The organism is Enterococcus sp. UD-01 (genome assembly GCF_044909655.1).
GTDB lineage: Bacteria > Bacillota > Bacilli > Lactobacillales > Enterococcaceae > Enterococcus_L.
In genome coordinates this window covers 185,489-202,814 of the sequence record NZ_JBIYEU010000003.1, presented here as the reverse complement: position 1 = coordinate 202,814, position 17,326 = coordinate 185,489, and the positions used below count along the sequence as shown (strand labels likewise).

The 17,326-nt window shown below is 39.3% G+C and carries 12 protein-coding genes; 6 read left to right on the top strand and 6 right to left on the bottom strand.

The window, feature by feature from the left end:
• Nucleotides 1–199: 199 nt before the first annotated feature.
• On the top strand, nucleotides 200–925 hold the full coding sequence (locus ABH902_RS04605; protein WP_404589377.1) for a YebC/PmpR family DNA-binding transcriptional regulator: 726 nt from the start codon (nucleotides 200–202) through the stop codon (nucleotides 923–925).
• Between the two features lie 48 nt (nucleotides 926–973).
• Here the strand turns inward: ABH902_RS04605 and ABH902_RS04600 are convergent, their stop codons facing one another.
• Both ABH902_RS04600 and ABH902_RS04595 read right to left on the bottom strand, forming a co-directional pair.
• A complete protein-coding gene (locus ABH902_RS04600; RefSeq protein ID WP_404589376.1) occupies nucleotides 974–1,906 on the bottom strand; it encodes a LacI family DNA-binding transcriptional regulator in 933 nt (310 codons plus the stop codon).
• Between the two features lie 19 nt (nucleotides 1,907–1,925).
• On the bottom strand, nucleotides 1,926–2,216 hold the full coding sequence (locus ABH902_RS04595) for a hypothetical protein (protein WP_404589375.1): 291 nt from the start codon (nucleotides 2,214–2,216) through the stop codon (nucleotides 1,926–1,928).
• Between the two features lie 178 nt (nucleotides 2,217–2,394).
• Between ABH902_RS04595 and lacD the strand changes: the two genes are divergently transcribed.
• The 5 genes from lacD to ABH902_RS04570 all read left to right on the top strand — a co-directional run bounded on the left by lacD (nucleotide 2,395) and on the right by ABH902_RS04570 (nucleotide 11,284).
• Nucleotides 2,395–3,384, top strand: coding sequence for a tagatose-bisphosphate aldolase (gene lacD / locus ABH902_RS04590; RefSeq protein WP_404589374.1), 990 nt, complete (start codon nucleotides 2,395–2,397; stop codon nucleotides 3,382–3,384).
• A 387-nt stretch (nucleotides 3,385–3,771) separates the two neighbouring features.
• A complete protein-coding gene (locus tag ABH902_RS04585; protein ID WP_404589373.1) occupies nucleotides 3,772–4,848 on the top strand; it encodes a M42 family metallopeptidase in 1,077 nt (358 codons plus the stop codon).
• A gap of 23 nt (nucleotides 4,849–4,871) precedes the next feature.
• Nucleotides 4,872–6,503, top strand: coding sequence for a peptide ABC transporter substrate-binding protein (locus ABH902_RS04580; RefSeq protein WP_404589372.1), 1,632 nt, complete (start codon nucleotides 4,872–4,874; stop codon nucleotides 6,501–6,503).
• Between the two features lie 557 nt (nucleotides 6,504–7,060).
• On the top strand, nucleotides 7,061–10,435 hold the full coding sequence (locus ABH902_RS04575) for a M60 family metallopeptidase (RefSeq protein ID WP_404589371.1): 3,375 nt from the start codon (nucleotides 7,061–7,063) through the stop codon (nucleotides 10,433–10,435).
• A 354-nt stretch (nucleotides 10,436–10,789) separates the two neighbouring features.
• Nucleotides 10,790–11,284, top strand: a complete 495-nt coding sequence (locus ABH902_RS04570; protein WP_404589370.1) for a DUF1456 family protein — start codon at nucleotides 10,790–10,792, stop codon at nucleotides 11,282–11,284.
• Between the two features lie 236 nt (nucleotides 11,285–11,520).
• On the opposite strand, the gene ABH902_RS04565 is transcribed toward ABH902_RS04570, so the two are convergent.
• The 4 genes from ABH902_RS04565 to licT all read right to left on the bottom strand — a co-directional run bounded on the left by ABH902_RS04565 (nucleotide 11,521) and on the right by licT (nucleotide 17,104).
• Nucleotides 11,521–12,531, bottom strand: a complete 1,011-nt coding sequence (locus ABH902_RS04565) for a linear amide C-N hydrolase (protein ID WP_404589369.1) — start codon at nucleotides 12,529–12,531, stop codon at nucleotides 11,521–11,523.
• 187 nt (nucleotides 12,532–12,718) lie between these two features.
• Entirely contained in the window at nucleotides 12,719–14,149 is a 1,431-nt protein-coding gene (locus ABH902_RS04560) for a glycoside hydrolase family 1 protein (protein ID WP_404589368.1), read from the bottom strand.
• 70 nt (nucleotides 14,150–14,219) lie between these two features.
• Nucleotides 14,220–16,118: a beta-glucoside-specific PTS transporter subunit IIABC gene (locus tag ABH902_RS04555; RefSeq protein WP_404589367.1), complete on the bottom strand. Its 1,899-nt coding sequence runs from the start codon at nucleotides 16,116–16,118 to the stop codon at nucleotides 14,220–14,222.
• Nucleotides 16,119–16,252: 134 nt separating this feature from the next.
• A complete protein-coding gene (licT, locus tag ABH902_RS04550; RefSeq protein ID WP_404589366.1) occupies nucleotides 16,253–17,104 on the bottom strand; it encodes a BglG family transcription antiterminator LicT in 852 nt (283 codons plus the stop codon).
• Between the last annotated feature and the right edge of the window lie 222 nt (nucleotides 17,105–17,326).

The window sequence follows — 17,326 nt, the reverse complement described above, 5'->3', positions numbered from 1 at the left end:
GAAAACAGCTGATGACCGCATGAGCTTTTGCTGAAAAGCACAATGGAAAAATTGAACTGATGAACGGTATAAGACTTGCTGGGAATCACAACGAAAGAAAAGAGTTGATGATGAACAGTACAAGACTTTCGTAAGAAAGTGTTGTACATTTTTCTACAAGGCTAAGCGGCTCATTCCGCTTTTAAATCAGGAGGTTTTTATGGCTGGTCATAGTAAATGGAAGAATATTCAAGGTAGGAAGAATGCGCAGGATGCTAAGCGTGGGAAGATTTTTCAGAAGTTATCCAGAGAGATTTATGTCGCTGCCAAGGCAGGAGGAGGAGATCCTTCTGTAAATGCAGCGCTGCGTTTGGTCATGGATAAGGCGAAGGCAGCTAATATGCCAAACGACAATATTGAGCGGGCGATTAAAAAAGCCAGTAGTGCCGGCGACAATGAGCATTATGATGAGATTACTTATGAAGGATATGGACCGGGAGGCTCTGCTATTTTGGTGTATGCGTTGACGGATAATCGAAATCGGACGGCAACGAATGTGCGGGTGGCCTTTACACGCAACGGTGGTTCTTTAGGTGAAACAGGTTCTGTGAGTTATTTGTTTGATCGTAAAGGCTATCTAGTGATTGAACGGACGGCATTGACAGTAGATGAGGATGTAATGCTGGAGCTTGTGCTGGAGGCCGGAGCGGAGGATTTAGAAACATCTGATGAGGTGTTCGAAATTTACACTGCGCCGGAAGATTTTACGGCTGTTCGTGATGCGTTGGAAAAAAGTGGCTATACGTTAGCGCAAGCGGAACTCACGATGATTCCACAAACGCTTGTTGCACTAACGGATGACCAAAAAGCACAATTGCAGCAATTAATAGACAAATTAGAAGATGATGACGATGTTTCAGAAGTTTTCACTTCTGCAGACATCTAGAAAAATTTCTAAAATAACAGACAGCTAACTTTTAAAGCCAGCTGTCTGTTATCTTTTGTTTCTTTCAATATAAGTATGGGGAATCGTTATTGTTTTTTTCTTTTTTTCAAACAATAACTGAAAGGCAGCTTCACCGCACTGATCTAAATGATGATCCACAGTAGAGAAATTTAATAAGCGGCTTGGTAGCAAATTTTCTTCACCGATGATATCGATTGATGTTAACGCGTCGTTTTGCAATACACCAGCAGCAACATCATCTCCGTTGGTAACGATAACTTCAAGTGATTTTAAGGTGGCAAAATAATCGCCAGCTTTTACGCCATCTTCAAAGGTGCGGCAGTTTTTTACAATGTATGTATCGTCTTTTCGACCGGTCACAGAGCGATAAGTGTCTAAAACGATACTGGTACTGGCACTGTCCTTTGCGGCCCGGCCGACAATTAAGCCGATATTGCGATAGCCTTTTTCTATGAGGGCTGTAAAAAGCTCATGATAGGATTTTCTGCGATCGATGGCGACACAAGAGAGCGGATAGTCTCCGGTTTCTTCGCAGCAAACAATCGGAGCGTATTTTAAATAGGAAGAAATCACTTCAAATGAAAGCTTCTTTGAAGTGATGATCATACCGTCCCAGGCTTGAGCAGCAAGCTCATCTAAGTAACGTTTTTCAATCGTTGGATCATAATTCGTCGGCAGCAATGTTACTTTATAGCCAGCTTCAAAGGCGGCACTTAAAATGCCGCTGACGATTTTATCTGTACAAGGATGAGTGGCAAATGGAATCATTACCGCAATGTGTTTGGATACGCCAATACTTAAATTTCTGGCTTTGATATTGGGAATATAATCTAATTCTTTAATGAGCGCCAAAATTTTTCGCCGTTTTTCTTCTGAAACATAAGGATGATTGTTTAAGACGCGAGAAACGGTGGCAACAGAGTAGCCTGATAATTTAGCAATATCTCGAATAGTTGTCATAGCAGTCTCCTTTTATATACTAAGGATGAAGCGTTGCAGGAAATAGGATCGCTTTGAAAAACGGCAGAATCTGGTTGCCATATTCCACAAAGTGAAAATGTTCCTTATTATAATCAAAACATACATAACCCAGTCCTGCTGATTCTTCAATGATTAAACCTTCTATTTCCGCCAATTGTACTTCTTTGTGGATGGCTTTGCAATAACTATTCAGACTTTGGATGAAAAGTGTGTTCCCTTCTTTTTTCAATGAAACAAAGTAATAATCCATTCCTAGTTGATCGGTTAGTTCAAGCATTCCATGATTCATAATGATTTCCTCCTGTCTTTTTTTTACTATAAAGTATGAAACGCGTATCAGGTCAAGGGGTGCTTGCTACTTTTTTTCTTTTACTGCCGATTATTCTTCTTATTTGTTTTTATAAAAAGCGCGAGTATACTCTAGTTAAAGAAGTTCTCTTACAAAAATGTGTAAAGGAGACAGGAGCATGATTAAAATCAGTCAAGCGAAAATGGATGCTTTAAATCGTTTATCCAATGATCAAGGCTTAATCGAGGCGTTGGCAATCGATCAGCGCGGTTCTTTGAAAAAAATGATTGCCGATGCCAGTACGACAGCGACAGGAGAGGAAATTGTTGAGTTTAAAAAAGTCGCTTCTGAGGAATTGACTCCTTATTCAACGGCAATTTTACTTGATCCCGAGTATGGCTTGCCTGCCGTTGAGGTCAAGAATAACAATTGTGGCTTGCTTTTAGCTTATGAAAAGACCGGCTATGATGCGACTGTTCCGGGACGAATGCCGGATTTGCTGGAAGACTGGTCAGTCTCCCGTTTGAAAGCGGCAGGTGCCGATGCGATTAAGTTTTTACTTTATTATGATCCGGATGAGCCACAGGCGATTAATCATTTGAAACATGTATTCGTGGAGCGGTTAGGCAGTGAATGTTTAGGCGAAGATATTCCATTTTTTGTGGAAATTGTGACGTATGACACAGAAATTACCGATGCAAAATCTGCTGCCTTTGCTAGAGTGAAACCGCATAAAGTATTTGAGTCAATGATTGAATTTTCCAAGCCAGAATATCACATCGATGTGTTAAAAATGGAAGTGCCGGTAAATATGCAGTATGTGGAAGGATTTGCAGAAAGTGAAGTTGTTTATAGCAGGAAAGAAGCGCTTGGTTATTTTAAAAAGCAAAGCGAGTTAACGGAGCTGCCTTTCATTTTCCTAAGCGCCGGTGTATCAACCGAGCTGTTTCAAAAGACGCTGGAATTCGCGAAAGAAGCAGGTTCGACTTTTAGTGGGGTACTATGTGGACGAGCGACTTGGCGTGAAGGAGTAAAACCATTTGCGGCCGAAGGCGAAGAAGCAGGCAGACAGTGGTTTGCTACACAAGGAAAACAAAATATTGAAACCTTAGATGAAATTGTCGGGCGTTGTGCAACGTCATGGCGCACAAAAGTAGAAGTGAAATAAAGAACAATCAAAACCTTCGTCAAAAGTTAAACTTTTGGCGAATTTTTTTGTTTAAAATGCGCTTTAAATAACATAGTTGTGAGTAATGACAATGAGGAACTTTAACAGAGTTTTTTAATTCTTTAAGTCTGATATAATGTATAAATTAGTTAAATTATTGAAGATTCTTGAGATATCAAGTATAGTATAGCTTTGTTTAAGATTTTAATTAAGATAAAAATATTTTTTTGTTATGTATTGCAGATGAACTTTCATTAAACTATAATCTAATTAGTGGAATTTAAAAGATAAAATAATAGACAGCTTGCATCGCTAATTTGCCGGAGGACCCATTAATCAGTCGTGCAAATTAGTAATTATAGTGTTATTAGGAGGAAAAGCGAAGCAATGGAAAAAAAAGAATCATTAGAATTAATCGAACGTTTATCCAATGCATCGGGTGTCTCAGGTTTTGAAGATGATGTCACGGCCGTTGCCAAAGAATTTTCTGCATCTTTTGCGGAAGTATCGGAAGATCACATCCGCAATGTGTATATGCGGGTCGGAGAACAAAAGGCAGATCGCCCGACGATCGTCTTTGATGCACACAGTGATGAAGTTGGATTCATTGTTCAAGCGATCAAACCAAACGGAACGCTGCGCTTTTTACCTTTAGGCGGCTGGGTGCCGAATACTATTCCGGCGCACCGTGTCCGGATCAAAACAGCTGACGGCAGCGAAGTACCGGGGATTATTGCCAGCAAGCCACCGCATTTTATGACTGACGCCGAACGTCAAAAGGTACAAACGATTGACGATATGGTTATTGATGTTGGTTGTACCAGTGCGAAAGAGGTTGCGGAAAAGCTAAATATCGCAATCGGTGATCCTGTCATTCCTGATGTTCATTTCGAATATCTGGAACCAACGGATGTTATGATCGGTAAAGCTTTTGACTGTCGTATCGGCTGTGCTTGTTTATTGGAAACGCTAAAAGAGCTTTCAGCTACAGCGCCTGATTTTAATTTAATCGGCATGATGACAGCTCAAGAAGAAGTCGGTGAACGCGGCGCAACAGTCGCTATGAACAATGTGAAGCCTGATTTAGCAATTGTTTTTGAAGGCTGTCCTGCTGACGACACCTTTTCCGAGGAATATATGATTCAATCTGGCTTAAAACGAGGACCAATGCTGCGTAATTTTGATGTCTCCATGATTACGAATCCACGCTTTCAACGTTTTGCGAAAGAAACGGCTGAAAAGTATGGCTTACCAATGCAAAGTTCAGTAAGAAAAGGTGGAGGTACGAACGGAGCCATTATTAATTTAACCAATAAAGGTGTACCGGCGATTGTAATTGGTGTACCGGTGCGCTATGCACATACGCATTATGGCTATGTTGCTTATGAAGATTACCAAACGGCCTGTAAATTAGCTGTTGCTATCGTGAACGAGTTAGACAAAGACACGATTGACAGTTTTTAATAAAGATTCTAGGAGGAAAATAAATGACTATGAAAAAGTGGCTAACCACAACCGTTGCTGCTGGGGCTTTAATGTTAACGCTGGCTGCCTGCAGTACTGGAAGCAAAAAAGATGAATCAACTGGCGATAAAAAGCAAGTATTAAAAGTATTAGAAAGTGCTGAATTACCAACCATGGATCTTTCACAGGCGACAGATGTTGTCAGCTTTTCTGCAATCAGTCAAGTAATGGAAGGCTTATACGAATTCGCTGATGATAGTACCTCTGCGCCGGCGATAGCCAAAGAAGTCGCAACGCCGACAGATGACGGGAAAAAATATACGATTGAACTACGTGACGATGCGAAATGGAGCAACGGCGATCCAGTAACAGCCAACGACTTTGTTTATTCTTGGAAACGTACGGCAGATCCGAAAACAGGCTCTGAATATGCGTATCTATTTGATGGCTTTAAAAACTACTCAGCAATCTCTAAAGGGGAAAAACCTGCTTCTGAGCTAGGTGTCAAAGCAGTAGATGATTACACGCTGGAAATTGATTTGGAATACCCAATTCCTTATCTATCTTCTCTTTTAGCAAAACCAACCTTCTATCCTTTGAATGAAAAATATGTTGAAGAAAAAGGCAAAGAATACGGTACAAGCAGTGACAACATGATTTATAACGGACCATTTACTCTTGAAGACTGGGACGGCACTAGCATTACGTGGAAATACGTGAAAAATGACAAATACAGAGATGCTAAAAATGTAAAATTAGACGAAGTAAATGTTCAAGTAAGTAAAGAAATCGGAACAAACGTTAACCTGTTCAAGGGCGGCGAAACCGATATTGCGCCGATTAAAGGCGAATATGTAGATCAGGAAAAAGAAAATCCAGAGCTAGTAATCCGTACGTATCCGTCAACTTCTTATTTACAATACAATACGGAAAATCAGATTTTTGCGAATAAAAATGCTAGAAATGCGATCACTAAGCTGATTGATTCTGATCAAATCGCTAAAAATATCTTGAAAGACGGCTCTAAAGCCATTAATGCATTTGTGCCGAAGGGAATTTCGAATCAGGATACAGGAAAAGATTTTGCTGAAGAAGCCGGTGCATTGATGAAGACTGATGTTGAAGGCGGCAAGAAACTTTGGGAACAAGCGAAAAAAGAATTGGGCATTGATTCTGCATCCATTACGCTATTAACCTCTGATACCGATTCAGCGAAAAAATTATCTGAATATATTCAAGGCTTACTAACGGAAAATCTAAGCGGCTTAAAAGTAACGATTTCAAGCGTGCCATTTAAGAATCGTTTAGACCAAATGAGCAAAGGCGACTTTGATGTTGTATTAGCCGGCTGGGCTGCGACTTATGCTGATCCATACGACTTCTTGCAATTGCTTAGATCAGACGGTGAACAAAACTACGGTAAGTTCAAAAACGAAGAATATGATAAATTATTAAACGATTCTGCCACAACCTATGCAACGGATAATGAAAAACGCTGGAATACACTATTAGATGCTCAAAAAGTCTTTATGGAAAACTCTCCAGTAACACCATTGTACCAATCATCAGAAGCATTCCTAGTGAATGATCGTGTAGAAGGCTTAGTTTACCGCGCTTTAGGTGCACCTTACTACAAAAATGTTTCTGTAAAATAGTAATTTAGTGATTCATACGGTATATGATTTTTCTGTAGATAGAACGTTAACGTAAAAAGACCGACCTGTATACGCTGTTTAATGTCAAACTAAAAATGACGACAGTGATGTACAGGTCGGTTATTTTTGTTTTTTTTTTAATTTTACTAGTTTGTTGTCCGAAGTAAGTTATAGGGAAAGAAAAGGATTGAAATAGAATGCTCATCACAGTAAGAGGTTCGTTAAATAGCTGCGGTCGACTACGAACAGCTACATACTCTATAAGTTATCTGCTGCTAATTTTTTCTCGAATATTTCATTTTTATTCGTTTTTTATATTAAAATTATTGAATTTTGATATAATTTAAAGTAAGATAAGCTTATAGTGAGTAAAATGATTCTTTAGATAAAGTTTTTCTAATCATAATTCAGCTGAATCTTTTGATGGACGGATTTGATTTAAAATCATCTATTTGTGGGGAATAAGATGGATTTATAAAGGTGTTTTAGCTCTTTTATGATTATATGATTTAACTTTTTAGAATGAATTATTTAAAAAATAATGATGAGGTGTTTATTTGTTAAAGAAAGTGTTTGTTTTTTTGATGTTTATTTTTTGTGCTTTAATGCCAGCTATTTCAGTGCAGGCAGAGGAAATGGTGAATATAACTGCAATACCGAGAAGTGATCCGGCCAGCAGTACGAGCAATGAGCAGCGTGGCTTCCATCACTCTTCCTTTGAAGTAACAGGTCTATTTTTACCGCAGGGTGAAGAAATAGTCGTAGAAGTTGAAGAAGCCCCTGAGAATGCACAGATAATGATCGGTCAATGGGGTGAATATAATGGTGTTGAAAATATAACCAATGGAAAATTAAATTTTGGCGGTGGTTCTTTTAAATTAGTGAAAGGAGAAAACCGCTTTTCTAATACTAAAACAGGCGGCATGGTGTACATTAATAACCTTTCTGATACTCAAACGCTGCATGTTAAAGTTACAGGCGGACGCAAAGTGCCGCTGTATATTCAAGGAACGACGGATATAAATGAATTTAAAACAGCGCTGACGAATGCTCAGGATGTGCCGTTTATGGAGTTAGTCAATGATAAAGTAATTGTTACAACTCGAATTGATCGTACAAAAGATATCTTTTTAAAGGGCAATCAAGCAGATGATTTCTTGACTTACGCAAAAGAAATTGTTGATTTGGAAAATCAAGCAGCAGATTTATCGATGGAAGGATCCCATTCATCGAAGAAAGCTCCGCAACGCTTGCACATTGCCAATCCTACGACAGGGGCAGGCAAATTTTATTGTACAGATTATTTTTTAGGAATTCACAGTGAGTCAACCGGCGATCGCACGGTCTTCAGCAGTAAGTCTGGGCAAAGCTCGTGGGGACTTTTTCATGAAATTGGGCATTCCTATCAAAATCCATACTATACTTGGAATAATATGGGAGAAGTAACGGTTAATATCTACTCTAATTATGTTAGCGGACATATGTCAGGGATTAACAGCCCATACGATGCTGTGGAAAGTAAAACAAAAAATAATTCCTATCGAAGCGTAATAAAGCGTTATTTTGACAATAAAGCGAAAGATTCTACTTGGTCTATTGAAAAAGAAACTGCCGCTTATAGTTCAAATTATCATTATGGTGTCTTAGGAATGTATGTAGGGCTGGAACGCGCTTTTGGAGATAATTTTTACCCAATGTTAAATCGTCTTTATCGAACGACCCCAAGCCAGCAGCTGCCGACTAACAACCTTGAGAAGCAGCAATATTTTGTTATTCAAACTTCTAAGTTAACGAAGACAGATTTAACACCCTATTTTGATTTTTGGGGAGTACCGATTACTGAAGAAACACGTAAAGAATTAGACAGTTTAGGGTATCCGATTTTAAAGAAGGAAATTTGGAAAGATTTATTAGCGACTGAAGCAGAGGAAAAAGCCGGCACATATCGGATTTCAAAACAAATTCAATCAGTGGAAAGTTTTCCGCAGGCAACACCGCGTAATGATGTCACGGAATTAAAGGTTCAAGAGTTAAATCGCATAAATGCCAAAGATTACTTCACTGATTTGCATTCTGAGCCAACACCATCAAAAGTAACATCTGTTGTTTTTGAAGAGGGAGATTTCTGGCGATTGTCGACTCAAACTTCCAAAGTCTTTTTGAAAAATGAGCTGGGAGTAAGTGAGAGAGCATTCTTCAAGTTAAAAGTAGTCCCGCAAGATACGTATGTGATGTCCGGACAGCGAGGCGTGTACATGATTTTGGATTACGATAAGGTCAATCAGGAATTAGTCGCTAAAGGGCGTAATGTCAAAATTTTAGAAAACTTACCTAATAATGTCTATCCTGTCGTTACTATTTACGATGAAAATTATACTATGAAAAAAGAAGTGACAGGTAAAGGAAGTACTTACGGGAATCAACTAGCCCGCCAATTGGATAAAGAAAAAGTAGCCGTGGGCGATATTGTCAAAATTTACCATAAGGAAGCACAGAAACGCTCAATGCGCTATGTTAACGGTTCAAAGGTAACAACTTCACAAGATACTTATTACTACAAGATTACTGAAAACGGCTGGCTGCCGGTTGAACCCAAACCAACAGGCAATGGAGTGGAACGAACTATTCGCATTGGCGAAGAAGTGACCGCAGAAGATATGGTTACGAATGTCGATCCGGTGATTGGTAAGCAGCTTAAAATTGCTTGGAGTAAACTGCCGGTTTATGCTGGTAATTTTGGTAAAGATGATCTGGTTAATATGCAGGAAGTTTCAGTTAAATTAACGAATGGAATCGGCGAAAATACTTGGATATTTACAGATTTGACTATTAAACGCGGCAATAGTTTGAAAATCACCGGAGAATCTCATAAAGAAAAAGTTTCCATGGTTGTCAATGAGAAGCACCAGTTAAAAGCTTATGGAGCAAACAGCACTTTCCATAATGGAACATATAAAGAAAAGAATTATAATCAGATTCAGATTTTTACAAAAGAGGGTACATTAAAAAAAGCCGTGACTTCTTTTGGTAAAGATACAGGAGCTAGTGCAGCCGAGCAACTGCACAATCTGCAGTTAGAGGTGGGCGATTATATTAGGGTCATCTCGGCAGAAGGCGACAGTCACTTTTTTGCATATGAACAAGATCAAGTAGCACCTAAAAAGAGTACCAGCGGTGATCTTATTACGTATCAGGTGACGAATGATGGCTGGGAGCAAGTAGTCGTTCAGCCGAATATAACTAGTCAAAATCAAACGTTCCAAATCGGTCAGACACCGACTGCCGAAGATTTTGTCAGTGCAAGTGACTATTTATTCGGCAATGAGCTATTGTCATTTAAATGGGGAACAAATCAGCCTAAAACACTGAGTAAAGGGGTGTCCTTGTCCGACTATCTGCAACAACAGGTAATGATTGAGCCGCTTGTTTCAAAAATGCCTGCGAGTCAAGTGTCCGCGTCATTATCGTACCGATTGAATAATACAATCAATGTCGTTCGACATGGCGGTTATGGAACGTTTATTACCTATGACCCGTCCATTCAAAAGCTGACAGCTCAAGGGACCGATCCATATACGTTAAATGGCAGCAACAAAGATACGAAAACCCCTCTGCTAACGCTTGAAGTAATCTATCAAGCTGCTGATAAACAGCCGTTTATGCTTCAGGTCTTTAATAATACGAAAGCCAGTGAACTAACGAGCCGCATAAATAATGCCAATCTGCAACTTGAAATCGGTGATATCGTTAAAATCACTCACGCTCGCCAAAATCAAGAGGGACTTAGCTTAGATGCAGACACAAAAAAATATGTAACTAAAGCAATGACAGCATTCATTGACGATCAGAAAATCGACCAGTTCAGCGGAACAAGTCAATACTATTTAATTACGCCGGCTGGCTTAGAGCTTCATCAAAACGCTTTAGATTAAACGAATAACTACGTAAAAATAAGTAGCTACTTAAAGCAACAACAGAATCAACGGGGAAGTTAAAAAAATGAATGAAAGCTCGTTCCCATAAAACATTTATGAGGGAAAAGTAACGTTGACCGCCCAAGCAATCGACCTGACCACTATTTTCTATCCCATTAAACAGATAGAGATGGTGAACAGGTCGATTTTTTATTAAAAAGCCGATAGTGAAGCAGGAGAGAACAAAAGTTTTTATTATTGGCTTTTTACACTTTTATAATCAGATTATCTTTTTAGCAAACAGAATAATTTAGTGCATTCCGCCAACGAAACCGATATACTAGAAACGAAGACAAGTTTTGGAGGCTGAGAATGAATAATAACGATATTTTGATTCGTCTACGCTATGCGTTGGATCTTAAAGATACAGAAATGCTGAAGATTTTTGAATTAGGCGGCAAGAAGGTTACTCGTGAGGAACTGCGGGTGCTTTTAACCAAACAAGATAAAGAAGAACTGCCAAAGGATGCAGTATGTGACAATCATACGCTGGAGACTTTTTTGAATGGCTTCATTACCTACAAAAGAGGCAAACCGCCTGTTAAAAATGGTGTAGCGCCTAAACCAACGTTTTTAATTACCAATCTGAGTAATGTCAATAACGTCCTGTTAAAAAAGGTCAAAATTGCCTTAGCTTTAACCAGTGATGAGATGCTTGACGTGTTAAGGCTTGCAGGCGTTTACGCGTCTGACAGCGAGTTAAGTGCGATCCTTAGAAAAGAAGGTCATCGCAATTATCAGAAATGCGGCGACCGTTATGCTCGCAACTTTTTGAAGGGCTTGGCCATTAAGTATCGGGAAGTATAAGAAGAAAGAAGGGCGACTGTTTTTGTTTTCTCATTTTGCCTTCTGAAAAATTGACGCAGTACGTTGCCTTTTGTGAGGAAGCTTGTGGTTGCTGCAAGTGATAGTTTACGGCGCAAATGATCTCTAAATAGACTTTGATTCAAACAAAATTCTTTGTAAGCTATCAACGATTAATACAAAGAAACAGCTGTAGGGCTCTTTGAACCTTATAGCTGTTTCTTTGTTTATTGTATATTTTAAGAAAGAAATTCTTGTTTTCTATTACGATAAAGAATATCTTCTGTTTCATTGCTGGACCAAATTTTACCGTTTGTAGCATCAAAATCTTCATTATCCAGCTGAATACAGCGAATCCGTTGGTTGTCATAAGTTTTGTAGTAATATTTCAATGAGCTGTTGACCATAATTGCTGTATATTGTGTATAGTCAAAGGCTTTCGAGGTTTTTACTACGCCTTTGGGAACGGAAACATTGGAAAGTAAATGGAAAACTGCAGTGATACCATCCATTTCTGTTTTAATATCCTGTAAGCAGGATTTCAAAAAGGCCGCACGTACAAATCTTGATGGAGAAGTGAAATCTCCGGGAAGACCAAAAGAGCCGCCGCCTTCACCAAAAGGTTTCATGACCATATTTTCTAACTGAAGCTCTGTTTTTTGACTAGGCGCAAGGCCAATATAATTTCTAAGGTTAGTAGTATGCCAAGTATATTCAGGACTGTTGGTCATAATGCCGACTGTGTTATCATGGATAGCTAGCGTTTGATTGGTGTATTCAATGACGATGCTTTTACCGGAAGCATCCGTTACTACCCAGTGGAGCGGCAGTACAATGCCTAGAAAGTCCAGCACTGTATTTTCTACCTGTGCATTTTCCATTGTGCGGGCAACTTCTTCAACAGAGGCACACGTTGAAAGTAAAAAAGGAACTACATCATGAGGAGCAAGGGAGTATTTTTTATGTTCATCCTGGCTGTTGTATTCAGCATAATCAGAGAAATAAAGCGTTGCACAAGACAAGCCTCTTTCATTTAGACCATCTGCAAAAACGAATTGTTCATTAGAGATTTGGCGGGCCATCCCGACAAACGCATACTCATTTTGTCGATTATAGCCATTATCATGATCAAAAACAAATTTCTTTCTAGGAATAAAGGTTGGTTCAGTTTCTAAAATAACTGCAAAATCCATTGTTCTAGCTAACAGCACCGTTTGATCTTCGGTGGTCATTGTGATGCTTGTACACATAGTTATCGCTCCTTTTCTATGAAATATGTATTTTTATAAAATAAAGAAAGAATATCCTTATAAAAGTTTAACTTAATTCATTTTTATATTCAATTAAATGATATGTATTTATATTTTGTTTAAAATAATAGAGGCTAAAGTGAAAGTTACATAGTTTCTTTCACTTTAACCTCATAGCTAATTTTGATTAATCGGTGGTCAAATTTTCTCCGTTTGATTCAATGACTTGTTTGTACCAGTAAAAGGATTTTTTGCGGCTTCGATCCAGTGTGCCGTTTCCTTCATCATCCCGATCGACATAAATAAAGCCGTAGCGCTTGCTCATTTCACCAGTTCCTGCACTAATTAAATCGATACAGCCCCATGGTGTGTAGCCGATCAGCTCAACGCCGTCGTCAATTGCTTTGCCCATTTCTTCAATATGTTGTTTGAAATAATCAATTCGATAGTCATCGTTAATGGAGCCATCAGCTTCGACTTCATCAAAAGCCCCCAGTCCATTTTCTACTACCATTAAAGGAACTTCATAGCGAGAATAAATCTGATTCAACGTGTAACGCAGACCAATCGGATCAATTTGCCAGCCCCAATCGCTAGTTTCCAGATATTCATTCGAAACGCCGCCAAAAAGATTTCCGCCTGATTTGTCGTCCCGCTGATCGAGATCTGCGGCAATACAGGTTGTCATATAGTAGCTGAACGTGTAGTAATCCACTGTGCCCGCTTGTAAAATCTGCTGATCTTCTTCTGTGATTTCAAGCGCAATGTTGTTTTTGGCGAAATAGCTCTTCATGAAGTAAGGATAACGGCCTTTCACTTGAACATCTCCGCAGAAGTAATTAAATTTATCGTTCATTTGCTGTGTTTTCAACACATCTTCCGGTCGACAGGTTTTCGGATACATCGTGATATAAGCCAGCATACAGCCGATTTGGAAATCCGGATTGATTTTGTGCCCGGCAATGACTGCTTTTGCAGAAGCTAAAAAGATGTTATGCAGCGCTTGATACTGCTCTGTTTCAGTATATTCACGGTTAAATAAGCCATTGATGCGTAAACCATGCGCCATTGTCCCAAAGTTAATTTCATTGAAGGTCAGCCAATATTTTACTTTATCTTTATAGCGTTCAAAAAGAGTTGTTGCGTATTTTTCATAGAAGCCGATGGTTCGTTTATCTAAAAAGCCGTCGTAGTTTTTCCCGAGATTAAACGGCAATTCGAAATGTGAAATAGTCACCAGTGGTTCAATTCCATATTTCGCTAATTCATCAAATACCTGATCATAAAATTGCAGGCCGGCTTCATTCGGCTCGGTATCGTCGCCATTTGGAAAAATACGTGTCCACGCAATTGACAGACGATAAACCTTAAAGCCCATTTCGGCAAATAAAGCAATATCTTCTTTGTAGCGATGATAGGAGTCAATTGCCGTATGACTTGGATAGTAATACTTATCCGTATCAATCACTAAATCAAAAGTCCGTGAAGTGCCGGCAGTTCTACTGCCGGCGCGGTTATGATCACTGATTGAATCGCCTTTGCCGTCAACATTCCAGGCACCTTCACATTGATTGGCAGCTGTTGCGCCGCCCCATAAAAAATTCTTTGGAAAACTCATATCCATATACTCCTTTATTATTTAGGTTTAATGTGTAGCTTGTTTTTTAACTTTTGACACACTTTCTCAATTAATTCGCAATAACAGTGGTAATCAGTACATCCCCTGGTTTTACAGAGGGTTCAGCAGTAGCGATGACATCCGCATAATCTGCCGTATTAGTCACAATAATCGGTACCTGAGTATTATAGCCGGCTTCTTCAATTGCTTGAACATCAAAATGTACCAGCTTATCCCCTTTCTTCACGACAGCATTTTGTTCAACGAAGGCTTCAAAACCTTCTCCTTCCAGCTGAACAGTATCAATACCGATATGAATCAATACCTCTGTACCATTTTCTGAAATTAAACCAATGGCGTGGTTCGTCGGGAACAGAGTCATCACTGTACCGTCAAATGGAGCTATAATATCGCCGTTTGCAGGTTCAATGACTAGTCCTTTGCCCATAATTCCTTCTGAAAAGGCAGCATCTCTTGCTTCACTTAGCGGCAACACATTACCGGCAATTGGAGAAAAAACTTCATCCTTCGCTAATTTCTTTTGTTGCCCTGTAGCAGCTAGTTTGGCTTCTTCCTTTGATAGTGCCACAGTAGGCTCATCGTCTTTAAAGCCTAACGCCCACGCAAGAGCAAAGCCTGCACAAAGGGCTGCCGCATCCAAAATCATGTTATAAATGGCAAATCTCATGTTTCCGTCTGGAGCAATGGTTCCTGTATATCTGAAAATCCCTAAGCCGCCCATTTGATAAGCTTGAATCCCTAGACCCATAGCGATTGCACCCGTTACACCACCGACAATACAAGAAGCCCAAAATGGTTTTTTCTTCGGTAAAGTAATCCCGTAAATTGCGGGTTCAGTTACACCAAAGATTCCTGAAATAAAGGCTGGAATCGCCAGCTCTTTTAAGCGTAAATTTTTCGTTTTTAGCATAACGGCAAGTACCGCACCGGTTTGAGCAAAGGAAACACTACCTGAGCCTGTTAAAAGTGAAGTAGGCTGACCTTGAGACAAGGAAATAATCACAAATGGAATCAAGGCCCAATGCATACCGAACATGACCAGAATCTGCCAAGTAAAGCCGACAATCGCACCGAAGATAATCGGGTTGAACGCTTGAACCGCCAGTAAGCCGTTTCCTAAGCCGTCAGCAACAACATTCATGACAGGACCAATGACTAAGAAGGTTAATGGAATCGCAATTAAAGCGGTAAAAAATGGTACTAAGAATAATTTCACAACATCCGGAATAATTTTTCTTAATTGTTTTTCCAGAAACGCACTAAAGGCTGTTGCCGCAATGATCGGCATCACTGTGGAGCCGTAACCTGCAGCCGGTATGGAAAACGGAATCCCAAAGAAATTCAGTCCGCCCGCTTCCGCAAAAGTCGTTGTGGCTGATCCATCAATAAAGCCGGTATACACTAAGCTTGAAGCAATCATCATCCCTAAAAATGGTGAACCGCCAAATTTTTTCATCGCCGTATAGCCAATGAAAATTGGTAGAAATAAGAAGAGTCCATCGCCCATCGCATTAAAGACAGCGTAGGTAGAGCTGCCGGAAAAGCTGCTGCCAAGTGCAAAAGCCAAAATGGCATTTACCCCTTTCAACATACCAGCCGCTGATAATGGTGCCAAGATTGGCTGGAAAATACCTGAAATCATATCAACGAAACGATCAAATAAATTGCCTTTCGGTCCTTCATCAGCAACCGGCTCCAACACGCCAAGAACTGCATCCACATCTTTACGAACATCAGGCACATGATTGCCAATGACAACTTGATATTGTCCGCCGGCCTGCATAACTGTTACTACGCCATCCATGTTTTTCAGTACCTCTGTATTCGCTTTGCTTTCGTCTTTCAGCTTAAAACGGAGACGCGTAATACAGTTTGTTAACGAATTGACATTTTCTTTACCGCCGACTTCCTTGACAATCTTTTTTGCAAGTTCTTCGTATTTACCCATGTTTCATTCCTCCAAATGTATTGTTATTTTTATTTAGAGGTTTCGCCAACTTAATGTCACGATCCTGACCTTTTCCAGAGGCAAACGTCTTCGCCGCTCCTTTCGTCGTGAAATTATCGCAAGAGAGTAATCTCTTAACACCTTGTTTTTTCAATGATTCGAGCTAAATGAATGGTGATATACACCTGTTCGTCCTTTGAAATCGTATAGTTGCGCCGTGTTTTTAATAATTCGGACACCTTTTTAGTGACCTCAAATGCTTCCGGGTACTGCTTGGTTATCAGCAGGTAAAGTTCATTTTCTAGTTGATCATCGGGTTCTTTCGTTGCTTGATTGTTTAGTACGCGTTCAGAAAAGAATTTTAGATGTGTAATGAAACGCTGAAAATATATATCATTTTCTACGAAATTCATTTTAAGTGTATATTTTATAACGGTTAAAATCTCTTCGATCAGCTGAGTAAGGCTGACGGCATCTTCATGATTACTGTCAATACCGGCATTGGTAATATGTAGGGCTAGAAAACCGGCTTCATCATCCGTTAAATGTACCTGCAGCTGCTGATTTACCAGTTGAATGGCTTTACGTGCAATTGCCAGCTCCTTTGGGAAAAAACGTTTAATATCCCACAATAAAAAATTTTTAACGGGAATATTTTTTTGTTCTCGTAAAATAGCGGAATGCAGATGATCGGCAATCGCCAAAAAAGAGGATTTATTTAATTCCTTTTTCAGTGACTGCTGGGCATGAGCTAAAATTTCGTAGGAAATCTTAATAATGTCTTCGGGAATTTCAGTGAAGAGCTTTTCGATTTGTTCTGCTTCTACTTGATTTTCCAGCTTGAATACTTTTTCAATTTTTGACGAGTCAACCCGGGAGCCGTTTTTCATTTGGAAGCCTAGACCATTTCCCATTAAGACAATTTCTTCACATTCTTCACTTACGGCAATCACGACATTGTTATTTAAAACCTTTAGAACTTTCATAATGATTAACCCCCAATTTCCTCGTCTGAAAGAGCTTTTGAATAGAAAAAAACCTAAACAAACCCGCTAAGGGAATTGTTTAGGTTTAGCTTAACTTAATAATCACTATCCTTCTAACAACTCAAATATACTTGATAAGGAAAGCGCTGTCAATAGCTTGTTTGAATGAAAAAGCTGTTAATAGTTATTAAAGAATAAAAGAATACTGTTCAAAAAAAATAG

What these genes read in the sequence shown, in the direction of transcription:
- ABH902_RS04605 (WP_404589377.1), top strand. Translation starts at nt 200, where the DNA reads ATGGCTGGTCATAGTAAATGGAAGAATATTCAAGGTAGGAAGAATGCG.
- ABH902_RS04600 (WP_404589376.1), bottom strand. Translation starts at nt 1,906, where the DNA reads ATGACAACTATTCGAGATATTGCTAAATTATCAGGCTACTCTGTTGCC.
- ABH902_RS04595 (WP_404589375.1), bottom strand. Translation starts at nt 2,216, where the DNA reads ATGAATCATGGAATGCTTGAACTAACCGATCAACTAGGAATGGATTAT.
- lacD (WP_404589374.1), top strand. Translation starts at nt 2,395, where the DNA reads ATGATTAAAATCAGTCAAGCGAAAATGGATGCTTTAAATCGTTTATCC.
- ABH902_RS04585 (WP_404589373.1), top strand. Translation starts at nt 3,772, where the DNA reads ATGGAAAAAAAAGAATCATTAGAATTAATCGAACGTTTATCCAATGCA.
- ABH902_RS04580 (WP_404589372.1), top strand. Translation starts at nt 4,872, where the DNA reads ATGACTATGAAAAAGTGGCTAACCACAACCGTTGCTGCTGGGGCTTTA.
- ABH902_RS04570 (WP_404589370.1), top strand. Translation starts at nt 10,790, where the DNA reads ATGAATAATAACGATATTTTGATTCGTCTACGCTATGCGTTGGATCTT.
- ABH902_RS04565 (WP_404589369.1), bottom strand. Translation starts at nt 12,531, where the DNA reads ATGTGTACAAGCATCACAATGACCACCGAAGATCAAACGGTGCTGTTA.
- ABH902_RS04560 (WP_404589368.1), bottom strand. Translation starts at nt 14,149, where the DNA reads ATGAGTTTTCCAAAGAATTTTTTATGGGGCGGCGCAACAGCTGCCAAT.
- ABH902_RS04555 (WP_404589367.1), bottom strand. Translation starts at nt 16,118, where the DNA reads ATGGGTAAATACGAAGAACTTGCAAAAAAGATTGTCAAGGAAGTCGGC.
- licT (WP_404589366.1), bottom strand. Translation starts at nt 17,104, where the DNA reads ATGAAAGTTCTAAAGGTTTTAAATAACAATGTCGTGATTGCCGTAAGT.